The following is a 9,059-nucleotide window of genomic DNA, read 5'->3' on the forward strand; positions in this document are numbered from 1 at the left end:
TAAAACAAAACGGTGTCAGAAAACCCAGTGGTCAGAAACGTTCGCCGACTGCGTGCCGTGTGTCAGGCGCGTCGATGATTGATCATTGACGGTCATGATCGCCAGCTGTGGACGCTGTTGGGTGTAGCGGCTGCCTGTCTGGCTGGTCGGTGCCATATCGTCGCTACCCGTGTTCTGGAAGTGGAAGACCAGCAAGGTGGCCAACGCCAGTGAATTCAGGAGCAGGAGCGTACTGTTCATTGGTGTGGACCCCTTTTTTATCGAGTGGTGTAAGTATACCCACTGCAGCTGTCATGCCAGCTCCTGGTTTTTAATAAAATCCTTTAAAAACAATAGTATATGTTGATTCCAAACTCATGGCCCGTTGCAGTTTGCAATGAAGCTCCTTTGGGATAGTGCAATTTGCATGATGGCATTTTGAACAGGCTTAATATCGAACCGTACGGCTCATCTGGTTGGTGTAAAAACCGACTTGCGAAAAGCTGACGGACGACATGACAAAACTCACCTTGGCCGTTAACATGCACGCCGTCTGTCGCAACGCCTTTGAGCGGTGCGACTGTCATTTGTCCCAGTAGCTCAATTGGATAGAGCATCCCCCTCCTAAGGGGAAGGTTGGCCGTTCGAACCGGCCCTGGGACACCATACAAATAGGGCCTTTCGCGTCGATCCACTGTCACCGCACTTTTTCCGTGACAGCAGGGTGACAGCAGTAGAGGTCACAGTGTCATCTCTCCAACCCGTACGCACGTGGAGCGAGCGCTTCGCATATTTTGCCTAGGTGCTCGGCAACGTCGAACATCTCGCTCCTGATTATGCCTATCGCACCTGGTTCATATTCGTACCGGATACCTACGAAATGATTTTTGTAGCGTTCGATCTTCTCCCGAAGGCCGAACCCGGGCGAAAGCTCTTCTGAGGCGTCATTTATGGCTTTGAGGAACTCAGCGGGCAAACTATCGTAAAGCTTCAATAGGTCATGCCCGTGTGCGGACTTTAAAGCACCGCAGAACATCTCAACTGACCCGAACCCCTGAAGTGGAATGCTTGCGTCTCGCGCGTGAAAGGCTTTGAGAAAAAGCTCCATTGAGAAAGCAGCCAGCATACTGGCGGGCCCCAACGCGCCGGGCCCAGATCTTGATTGCTCAAGAACGAGAGCTGCGTCTAGATAATTCTGTGCTATCTGAATAATTTCAAAACTAGGCAAAGGTATTTTTGGCACATAGACCTCGATCTATTGGGTGGCTAAGGATGGAGCTAACAACGTTCAATTAACGCGGCTGTGAAGATCTCTAATTCGAAGCACCGTCGTGGTCGAGCATCCTGCGTGTCGGGCCGTTGCGCGAATTCCCAGGCCGGCGCCGAGCAGCTCGGTGACGCGCTTGTGCAGGTCGGCATCCACGGGGCGCCCCTGGTACTTGCCGGCGGCCTTGGCTTTCTCGATGCCCTGGGCCTGGCGGTCGCGGCGCTGCTCGTAATCCTTGCGCGCGATTGCGGCCATCATTTCCACCAGCATCGAGTTGATGGCCCCAAGCATCCGCCCGGTGAACTCGTCGCCCTTGGTGTCCTGCATTCCCTGGTGGCTGGTCGGCAGGTCTAGCGCGACGATGCGCAGGCCCTTGGAGTCGATAGCGGCCTTGAGCTTTTGCCAATCCTCAACCGGCAGGCGGGAGAGACGGTCGATCGATTCCACCAGCAGAACGTCACCCTTGCGCGCATCTTTCAGCAGGCGCAGCAGCTCCGGCCGGTCGGCGGTGGCGCCGCTGGCGTTCTCCAGGTACACGCTGGCGATGACCTTGTTATGGTCGCTGGCGAACTGCTCAAGCGAGGCGCGGGCGCGGCTGGCGTCTTGCTCTTCGGTGGATGCTCGGAGGTATGCGCGGATGAACATGATGTGTGCCTGTATCAGTTAGGGCGTTTCACTAATACTGTTGCACTTTGGATGTTACTTATCAAGCGGAAAGCCCGAAAAAGGCAAAATAAGCCTGTATCTGGATAGGCATACACAAAAAAACGACAAAGCGCTCGTGCCTTCCATGAGCTAGGCGGCTATTATTGTGCCACTATTTTGTGACGCTAATCAGCTGTACTCTAAAAAGAAAGGACTCGTATGCACTCGCTATCTGCTTACACTTTAAAGGTTCACGATAATCTTTTGGATGGTCCCAAAGGCGAGAGATATCATGAGCTGAATAATATCAGAACTAATGATATGTTAGATTTTATACATGCTTTTCTCGAAACACTTAAAAAAGAGATGCATGATGATACCGAGACAAAAAAGACCATTCAGGTGGTGAGTGTCGAGAAAAAAGGTCGTAGCGTTTTCGGCTGGTTGGAGTACGGTGAGTATGGGCTTGCCGGTAGCATCGTTGATATAAAAAGCCGGAAAAAGACTCATGATAAAAAACATGACGAAACTGATGTGAAGTCTTTGTATTTTAGTTTCTGTATCCCTGAAAAAAGTAAAACAGGGGTGGTATTGCTACACACCGCTGGGGGTAAGGGTGTAAAGACATTTTTCCATAAGGAATTCGGTGCATATTTCAATAAGATGGTAGGCCTCCATGTGCAGATGCCAGCGCTTGCACATGAAGCCTCCGTTAAAGAGTGGCTCGATAAGTCCGATGTTAAGGAGATTCGACTAGGGCGCTACAATCTTACGGATAAAGGTGCTGATATAGCTGATAATTTGGGCGTAGAACGTGCAGAACTAATTCTTAAGCCCAAAAGAGGTATGGGCTTTGGGAACATCAAGGGACTCAGAGAAAAGGTCGATGGAGCAGATCGCTCTTACGTAGAGATGCTATCTGATATTTCTGCGGATGTTAAAGCCGTTGTGGAGTCGGGGGGACGAAAAAAAGTGCTGTCGCTCAGGAATGGAGAGCCGATAGCCGCTATCGATATCGACGAGGAGAATGTTGCCATGGAAAACGGTAGTCCTGATCCGAGCAGCTTGCATGACTATGCGCAACATCTGATGAAGGAGTTTGTTCAGAAGGTGTCAAAATGAGCCAAAAAATTAACATCTGGTTTATTCTCGTCCGGCATTGCAGGTCTGCCGTTCGCAACTCTTCGACTGACAAGATTTCGTTGTCAGACTTGACTATTTTTCTGTTGGTTCCTGCTGCTACAGCCGTATTGGTTTTTTTTAGTGAGATTGTTGATAAAGCGAACACCATAAGTCTATTGACTTCTGTGTGTGCGATTTTTGCAGGTTTGCTGCTGAACTTACTTGTTCTGGTTTATGATCAGAGTAAGAGGGTGAGCGAGAAGTTGATCGTTTTGACTGAGGCTCGTCGAGGCCTAATTAAGTCAGCAGAAAGCTTGGGGGTGCTCAAATCTGGTGATATAGACTCACCTGAGGATTTTCCCATTCGTAGGTATAGCCAACATAAGAGACTGCTGAGTGAGTTAGTGGTGAATATCTCTTATTCGGTTATTGTTTCGGTCTTTGCGTCTGTGTTATGTATGATTGCTTATTTGGCATCGCCACCCAAGGTTGGTACCCCGATTCAGGGAGTATGGTCGGCTATTCTTAGTTTTGACTATAAGAATTTGCTTTTCTCTCTTTCTGTTTTTCTTACTGCTAATTTAGTTCTGACTCTTTTAATGATAGTTAAGCGCGTATTCAAGTTAATGGATGATGAGTAATCATTAATGCAAATGCCCGGCACGAAAACGCTCAAGGCCGGGCATTTATCATCCGAAGGTCGAACCGCAAGAAGAGTTCTTTATTCCGGTAACTTACATCCGATCCTCAGCGTAAATCGCCGCGCTGATGATCGCGCCACCCCAGCGCCGGTAGCCGCAGCAAAGCGGTACTGGGTTGCCAGAGGCAGTGGTGTTTCGTGCTGCGCCAAATGCATACGATGGCGTGTTCTCCGGCGCTGCGCTGGTCTTGAGACCGCCGGCCTGGGGGCTGAGCATTTGAATAACACCGCCGGCAACCATACCCACTCCAGATGCAAACAAGCCGGCTGATACTGGAGGCGCCCAGAACGTGAAGAATGACGCTGCGATCAGCACGGCGCCGATTACGGTTTGCAGAACTCCAGAGCGTTTGCTGCCCACTATCACGGGGGCGATGATGATGTCGCCCTTGCCTTGAAACCCAAGCTCACCCTCACCGATATTTTTCTTGCCTCGAAATACCGCGAACACGAGGCCGCGAGACTTCGCATTCGACAGAAACCGTTCAAACCCAGGGATCTGCACTGACAATGCTTTGATTGCCTCGGCCGGCGTTCGGATGGAGAACTGGTAGGACTTACCGAACTGCCGTAGCTGTCCGTACAGTTTGATTGTGGTGAGCTGGGCGTATTCGATTGCTGTAGCGGCCATGGGGCCTCCTATGGCTTGGTGGATGGGGCGGGCAGCCCAAGACGAATGGCGAGTACTGCACGCGACATATGCGCCTGGTCGATGGTCAGTTGCTCCTGGCGCGGGTCGTAGTTCCACACCCGGTTGTAGATCGCATCGCTGGCCCGGGCGCCTCGGAATGTCCCCCTCAGCAGGTCGGCGGAAACCCTGGCCTCTTCCTCAGTGAAGAAGGGGCCGTCGACTGTCACTTGTTGGCCACCACTGACGTGCTGGACCTCCCACACCGTGTAGCCGGCGTCCGGCCCCTGGATCAGTTCGTAGGGTTTGAATTTCTGCGTTTTGCACGCTTCGGTAAAACGCTCTTGAAAGGTCATGTCTTCACACTCACAGAGTCTGCCGTTGATTGGCGCTACCAATACTTGCGTAGCGCACGGAGGGGCAGTTAGGCCGCTTCGGATTGATCAGGAGACGCTTTTGCGGTGGTGCGAGTGGGCATTTTCGCCAGCCATTCGCGAAGCGCTTCGGAACCCTCACAGCCCGATCGCCACTTCTCAAACCGGCCGGTGTACCCATTCGAATTGGCGACCATACCGCTCAGTGCGACACCAGCATTGGAGGCGGTGGCCAGCACGTCGTCGTAGATCGCTAGCATCTGCTTGAGCCCTTCGATGTCTTCGGCGCGCGATGCGGCAATGCCTGCACGCGAAAGGCTGTCAGCCGCCTCTGGCGACAGCCCGGAGAGCATTGGGTTTGCCCTGAGCACCGCCTCTACAACGTCGGGGTGACTGCCTGCGCGCGCTTCAGCTACTAGCCGCTGGCGCTCCTCCGGCTTGAGGCCTCGCACGATCGCTCGCAGCTCCTGATCTGCCAGGAAACCAACAACGTCCGAGCTAGCGCGAGGCGTGACCGCTGCAAAGCCGCTGGCAACTGTTTGGGCCAGCGTGAGCATATCTTTTGCCGCCTTCTCCATCGCCGGCATCAGGGCGGGGATGATTCCATCAATCTGCTCCTTACCCTTGCGCTCAATGGCTGCGGCGTTGAGGTCCTTGTTCTCGCGAATCGAGAGGATTTCTTCTCCGAGGTCCTTGAACGCCTCCAGGGACAATCCCTGCAAATGGCGGACAGACTTCAGCAAGCCACCTGCCTGCCAGGTGCCTTTGGTGCCATCTGGTCGCTGAATATTGAATGTTCTCGCCTCTACCTGGGAGTGTTCGTATTCGGAGTAATGGAGGTTGGCCAAGCCAACTTTGAGGACGGATCGTTTGCCGATTTTCATTGAGTTACCTTTTGATTGTCTGGCCGTGGGGCGGCCGGTTTTGGTCTGAGGCTTCGCTCAGAATTTCGAGTAGGGACACGTTTTCTCGGGTGCCACCGCCGGTTTCTGTTACGTGCAACTCGTCCATAAGGGCGCTGATCTCTCGCACGTCACGATTGAATTGAGTGAGCCCGGATTGCTGACGCAGCTTTGCCACCTGGTTACGGATGTTCATGGCGGGTCTCGATGATCAGTTGGTACTGTTCTGCGACGTGCTCTTTGATGTTTTGCCCATCAGCCAGCGGCGGGAAGATCCAGGCACCAGAACTTGGGAATGGCCGCATATCCATCACACCTACCGGAGCGGGGCGGCGGAGGCTTTCAATTGCGCGGACGTGGAGAATGAACGCCTCTGCCAGATTGGCCGCGTCATAGCTGTTCATGGTGCACAGTGGGAGGTGCATGACCGTCTGTACGCCCTGGACGGGATAGTTGAACGAATGGCCCACTGTCTCGGGGTAATCCATCTCCCCCTCAACCGCGTCAACCCTGCAGTCCACCACCGTCAACATAACGAGCACTGTCTCTTCGTCTTCGGTGCCGATCTTCTCTGCAATTCGTTTGAGCTCGGCCCGCATCCACTTAATGCTCATTGCCGCATTCCCTCCATCTGTTCGCGGAGTTCTTCGACGGCCTTCTGTAGCTCGGCAACCTCGATGACTCGGGCAACAGCGCCTAGCCCTTCGATCAATGCCTTGCCCTGGTCGGGCGGTAGCTCGCCGGCGGCAACTGCGCGAAGGATTGATTTGGCTGCGCTGGGCAGGTCGGTGTCGTCCAGGTCGAAGCACACTGTCTCGGCAGTTGGCTTGATTGGCGGTACCAGGCGTTCAAGGATCAGTCGGCAAGCCTGCATATCGCCCTTCTTGGCCGCTGTCAGAACCTTCTTTGTCACGGCGTCTGCACCTTCCGCGAGTCGGGCGCGCAGTTCCTGCGTTTGGCCAGAACGGCCACCTGGATTACCTGACTGCCCCGGCTTCCATTTGCCGGCTTTATCGCGATCAGTCATGCCGTGGGCGATTCCATAGCGATGACCGGTTTGTTTTCAGCGAGCGCTATCAGCAGGGCGGATGCTTGAACGCTCCCGTCGGCTGCGGCTTCGCGAAGGCGGCCCCAGGCGGCAGCAACTTCAGAGCGAGTTGGTTTGTGCTGGCGTCCTCGGGCGGGCTTAGCTGTGTTCATAGATGCGGCCTCGAATGGGGTTCTGAGTGGCTCAAAAACTCACATTAGGCATGATCTGATCATTTATCCAGTGCTTTTTAGGTGCACTCTAGGTGATACACTTAACCGGATTAAACGGGACTGAAATAGTTGGTTTACAGCGAATCTAGAAGAGGTTTTTTGTTGCAGTAAGTCGCGGATAGGCAAAGTGATACGCAGCCGGGTTTTCGGCTCAGATCGATCTCAGATTGAGGATGGAGCGGGGAGGGCTGGCCTACCGTTTCGGTATGTCAGGTTTCTGCGCCACGTTTTGCGAGATAAGAAAACGTGGCGCGTAGTGGAGATGAGCGATTTTGCTCACATCTTCCCTCATTGGGGAAATACCCCTGATCGGCGGGATTTACGAACCACTGAGAAATCCTCGGCGCTTCGCAGCGCAGGCAGAGTGGGAGAATCCCGCTTCGGTCACGATGGTTTAAGGTGAACAAGGATCACATTTGAGCGAAGGTGTTGCTGTCCTCGCAACACCTGCTCCAGCCTGCTGCCAGGAGGAGAGGGAGCCAAGCAGACCAAATGGTCCGACTCGGTTCATTCGGTCTGTCTCGCCGCTGCGGGAGCGAGTATCGAGAAAATTTGAACGACTCCTGATCTGCAGTCTTATTCCGAGCTAGGTGAATTGTCGCCAGCAAATCGATGGGATCGTACCTTGGGTGGCTAGGACGCAACCAGTGCTCCAGTTACGCACCCAGCCACTATCGCGCTGACTAGCCCAAGCGCGGCGACGGCCCACCATTCTTTTCGCTTTTCTTTGTACTCATGAAAGTACAAGAGCCCTTTTGCGGCGATGAAAACGTCGCTCTCACCCGCACCAGTAAGAATTGTAACCTCCTGGTAGCGCTGATTTCCCGTGCCCTGGGAGTAGCACTGGAATACCCGAGATAGGAGATAGGCATCTTGATGAGTGATTGTTTCGTCCTGCCTCAATGTCGGTAGACCGCCAGTGAAGCCAATAAAGCCTTCTAGCACCAGGCCGGCTAACGGGTAGAAATCACGATGATCGTTATATTTTCTCTCCATCGCTCCCGTTAGCACACGGACTTTCACCTCATTGCGCTCGTAAATGTATTTGAGAACATCATGCTGTAAACGATTCATTGCCGTCCCTGATCGTTGAGACCAATGCATGTTGGTGAGGCGGGGGTTCTCAAGTTAAGGCCCCCGATACATTTATGTGGATCAACCTCTGGCATCGCGGCCTGGTTCATCCTCTGCCACCCGAAATCGCCAATAACGATCTGGCTTCACCCAAACCACCGTATCGGGCGTCAATCTTCGGAAGGCTGCCAGGACTTGCTTGCCAATGACCTGATTGCCATCGGAATTTTCAGTCAGCAAATCTTCTCGCTTGGCCCTGACTAGATGATCCACTACCTCGTCTTGATAGACGCACGCGTCATTGTGAATTTGAGCGAGCATCCAAACCGCAACCGAGTCAGCGTCCATCAGGTCACCTTTTCCTCTATGGTCGTAGCTACCAAGCTATCCGGGAAAAACTCTCCCTGCTCGAGCTTCTTCCCTGCGAACCATTGGCAAATGAATGCATCGCTAATCTTCCGATATCCCTTCACTGTCATCACCGGCCCACCCGACTTCAGCTTTACAAAGTCTCCAGTAGCAAACTCATTCCCTTCAGCCATGGCTCTGAACCCTTTCTATTTGAGGAGTAATTCCCTTTAGCGAAAGTACATGTAATGGCTATTTGCATTCAAGCGACAGGGCTTGCGAATGTGTGCAAGGTGCAAACTGTTTAAAGCACTTTGGGTGAGACCAAACCGTCTCAGTGAGACCAAATCGTCACACAGCACGATAATCTTCTGTCTTTTCGTGTTTCTGTAGAGATTTCGCCTGGCTTAACGCGGGAATATCCTCAAAACTCAGGGTATTCCCAGGAGCCCCTATGTCAGTCATTGATTGCGATTACCTGCCCGCCCCATCCAAGACCGCATTCCCACCAGAACTGGCGCTGCTGATCGTGCGCAAAGCTGCATCGCTCGCCGATGCATTCGAGCAGCAGGCACTGGATCAGCTCACCAGGGACGCAACCTCAGCGTTATCCGCCGGCGCAGATCCGCGGCAGGTGATTCGGCAGATGCGCCTGTAACTTCCACCATTAGTGAAAGACGAGGTATTTCACCAGCGGTGGAACGTCGAGGCTTTCTCCTACGGAGTAAACCTCCCACATCTATCCCCATTGAAGGATCAC

The 9,059-nt window shown here is 53.2% G+C and carries 15 protein-coding genes and 1 tRNA gene; 4 read left to right on the plus strand and 12 right to left on the minus strand.

Features of this window, described 5'->3' with window-relative positions; translation table 11 throughout:
- Nucleotides 1-15: 15 nt before the first annotated feature.
- On the minus strand, nucleotides 16-240 hold the full coding sequence (locus tag BLU75_RS03110) for a hypothetical protein (RefSeq protein ID WP_084379478.1): 225 nt from the start codon (nucleotides 238-240) through the stop codon (nucleotides 16-18).
- Nucleotides 241-568: 328 nt separating this feature from the next.
- Between BLU75_RS03110 and BLU75_RS03115 the strand changes: the two genes are divergently transcribed.
- A tRNA-Arg gene (locus BLU75_RS03115) sits at nucleotides 569-645 on the plus strand.
- Nucleotides 646-727: 82 nt separating this feature from the next.
- On the opposite strand, the gene BLU75_RS03120 is transcribed toward BLU75_RS03115, so the two are convergent.
- Nucleotides 728-1,222 (minus strand): hypothetical protein, encoded by a 495-nt coding sequence (locus BLU75_RS03120; protein WP_130909353.1) that lies wholly within the window; start codon nucleotides 1,220-1,222, stop codon nucleotides 728-730.
- Nucleotides 1,223-1,267: 45 nt separating this feature from the next.
- On the minus strand, nucleotides 1,268-1,891 hold the full coding sequence (locus BLU75_RS03125) for a recombinase family protein (protein WP_084379475.1): 624 nt from the start codon (nucleotides 1,889-1,891) through the stop codon (nucleotides 1,268-1,270).
- A gap of 219 nt (nucleotides 1,892-2,110) precedes the next feature.
- On the opposite strand from BLU75_RS03125, the gene BLU75_RS03130 reads away from it, so the two are divergent.
- Entirely contained in the window at nucleotides 2,111-3,013 is a 903-nt protein-coding gene (locus BLU75_RS03130; RefSeq protein WP_084379474.1) for a hypothetical protein, read from the plus strand.
- Entirely contained in the window at nucleotides 3,010-3,654 is a 645-nt protein-coding gene (locus BLU75_RS03135) for a hypothetical protein (protein WP_084379473.1), read from the plus strand. The genes BLU75_RS03130 and BLU75_RS03135 overlap by 4 nt, the downstream gene beginning before the upstream one ends.
- A 93-nt stretch (nucleotides 3,655-3,747) precedes the next feature.
- Here the strand turns inward: BLU75_RS03135 and BLU75_RS03140 are convergent, their stop codons facing one another.
- The 9 genes from BLU75_RS03140 to BLU75_RS03180 all read right to left on the minus strand — a co-directional run bounded on the left by BLU75_RS03140 (nucleotide 3,748) and on the right by BLU75_RS03180 (nucleotide 8,493).
- On the minus strand, nucleotides 3,748-4,344 hold the full coding sequence (locus BLU75_RS03140; protein WP_084379472.1) for a tail assembly protein: 597 nt from the start codon (nucleotides 4,342-4,344) through the stop codon (nucleotides 3,748-3,750).
- 8 nt (nucleotides 4,345-4,352) lie between these two features.
- Nucleotides 4,353-4,697: a hypothetical protein gene (locus tag BLU75_RS03145; RefSeq protein WP_084379471.1), complete on the minus strand. Its 345-nt coding sequence runs from the start codon at nucleotides 4,695-4,697 to the stop codon at nucleotides 4,353-4,355.
- A gap of 68 nt (nucleotides 4,698-4,765) precedes the next feature.
- The gene (locus tag BLU75_RS03150) at nucleotides 4,766-5,599 is read right to left on the minus strand and encodes a hypothetical protein (protein ID WP_084379470.1); all 834 of its coding nucleotides are present in this window, start codon (nucleotides 5,597-5,599) and stop codon (nucleotides 4,766-4,768) included.
- Nucleotides 5,600-5,603: 4 nt separating this feature from the next.
- Nucleotides 5,604-5,813, minus strand: coding sequence for a hypothetical protein (locus BLU75_RS03155; protein WP_111769998.1), 210 nt, complete (start codon nucleotides 5,811-5,813; stop codon nucleotides 5,604-5,606).
- Entirely contained in the window at nucleotides 5,800-6,231 is a 432-nt protein-coding gene (locus BLU75_RS03160) for a hypothetical protein (RefSeq protein ID WP_084379469.1), read from the minus strand. The genes BLU75_RS03155 and BLU75_RS03160 overlap by 14 nt, the downstream gene beginning before the upstream one ends.
- Nucleotides 6,228-6,644: a DUF5681 domain-containing protein gene (locus tag BLU75_RS03165; protein ID WP_017529439.1), complete on the minus strand. Its 417-nt coding sequence runs from the start codon at nucleotides 6,642-6,644 to the stop codon at nucleotides 6,228-6,230. The genes BLU75_RS03160 and BLU75_RS03165 overlap by 4 nt, the downstream gene beginning before the upstream one ends.
- An 866-nt stretch (nucleotides 6,645-7,510) precedes the next feature.
- Entirely contained in the window at nucleotides 7,511-7,951 is a 441-nt protein-coding gene (locus BLU75_RS03170) for a hypothetical protein (RefSeq protein ID WP_084379468.1), read from the minus strand.
- 81 nt (nucleotides 7,952-8,032) lie between these two features.
- A complete protein-coding gene (locus BLU75_RS03175) occupies nucleotides 8,033-8,299 on the minus strand; it encodes a DUF6953 family protein (RefSeq protein ID WP_084379467.1) in 267 nt (88 codons plus the stop codon).
- Complete coding sequence (locus BLU75_RS03180) at nucleotides 8,299-8,493, minus strand: YodC family protein (RefSeq protein ID WP_084379466.1); 195 nt, start codon at nucleotides 8,491-8,493, stop codon at nucleotides 8,299-8,301. The genes BLU75_RS03175 and BLU75_RS03180 overlap by 1 nt, the downstream gene beginning before the upstream one ends.
- Nucleotides 8,494-8,753: 260 nt before the next feature.
- On the opposite strand from BLU75_RS03180, the gene BLU75_RS03185 reads away from it, so the two are divergent.
- Entirely contained in the window at nucleotides 8,754-8,957 is a 204-nt protein-coding gene (locus BLU75_RS03185) for a hypothetical protein (RefSeq protein WP_084379465.1), read from the plus strand.
- The last annotated feature ends 102 nt before the right edge of the window (nucleotides 8,958-9,059 follow it).

It is taken from the genome of Pseudomonas mucidolens (assembly GCF_900106045.1).
Lineage (GTDB): Bacteria > Pseudomonadota > Gammaproteobacteria > Pseudomonadales > Pseudomonadaceae > Aquipseudomonas > Aquipseudomonas mucidolens.

Coding starts and splice junctions, on each gene's coding strand:
- BLU75_RS03170 (WP_084379468.1), bottom strand. CDS start 7,951: ATGAATCGTTTACAGCATGATGTTCTCAAATACATTTACGAGCGCAAT.
- BLU75_RS03145 (WP_084379471.1), bottom strand. CDS start 4,697: ATGACCTTTCAAGAGCGTTTTACCGAAGCGTGCAAAACGCAGAAATTC.
- BLU75_RS03125 (WP_084379475.1), bottom strand. CDS start 1,891: ATGTTCATCCGCGCATACCTCCGAGCATCCACCGAAGAGCAAGACGCC.
- BLU75_RS03150 (WP_084379470.1), bottom strand. CDS start 5,599: ATGAAAATCGGCAAACGATCCGTCCTCAAAGTTGGCTTGGCCAACCTC.
- BLU75_RS03130 (WP_084379474.1), top strand. CDS start 2,111: ATGCACTCGCTATCTGCTTACACTTTAAAGGTTCACGATAATCTTTTG.
- BLU75_RS03140 (WP_084379472.1), bottom strand. CDS start 4,344: ATGGCCGCTACAGCAATCGAATACGCCCAGCTCACCACAATCAAACTG.
- BLU75_RS03185 (WP_084379465.1), top strand. CDS start 8,754: ATGTCAGTCATTGATTGCGATTACCTGCCCGCCCCATCCAAGACCGCA.
- BLU75_RS03135 (WP_084379473.1), top strand. CDS start 3,010: ATGAGCCAAAAAATTAACATCTGGTTTATTCTCGTCCGGCATTGCAGG.
- BLU75_RS03110 (WP_084379478.1), bottom strand. CDS start 240: ATGAACAGTACGCTCCTGCTCCTGAATTCACTGGCGTTGGCCACCTTG.
- BLU75_RS03165 (WP_017529439.1), bottom strand. CDS start 6,644: ATGACTGATCGCGATAAAGCCGGCAAATGGAAGCCGGGGCAGTCAGGT.
- BLU75_RS03155 (WP_111769998.1), bottom strand. CDS start 5,813: ATGAACATCCGTAACCAGGTGGCAAAGCTGCGTCAGCAATCCGGGCTC.
- BLU75_RS03180 (WP_084379466.1), bottom strand. CDS start 8,493: ATGGCTGAAGGGAATGAGTTTGCTACTGGAGACTTTGTAAAGCTGAAG.
- BLU75_RS03175 (WP_084379467.1), bottom strand. CDS start 8,299: ATGGACGCTGACTCGGTTGCGGTTTGGATGCTCGCTCAAATTCACAAT.
- BLU75_RS03160 (WP_084379469.1), bottom strand. CDS start 6,231: ATGAGCATTAAGTGGATGCGGGCCGAGCTCAAACGAATTGCAGAGAAG.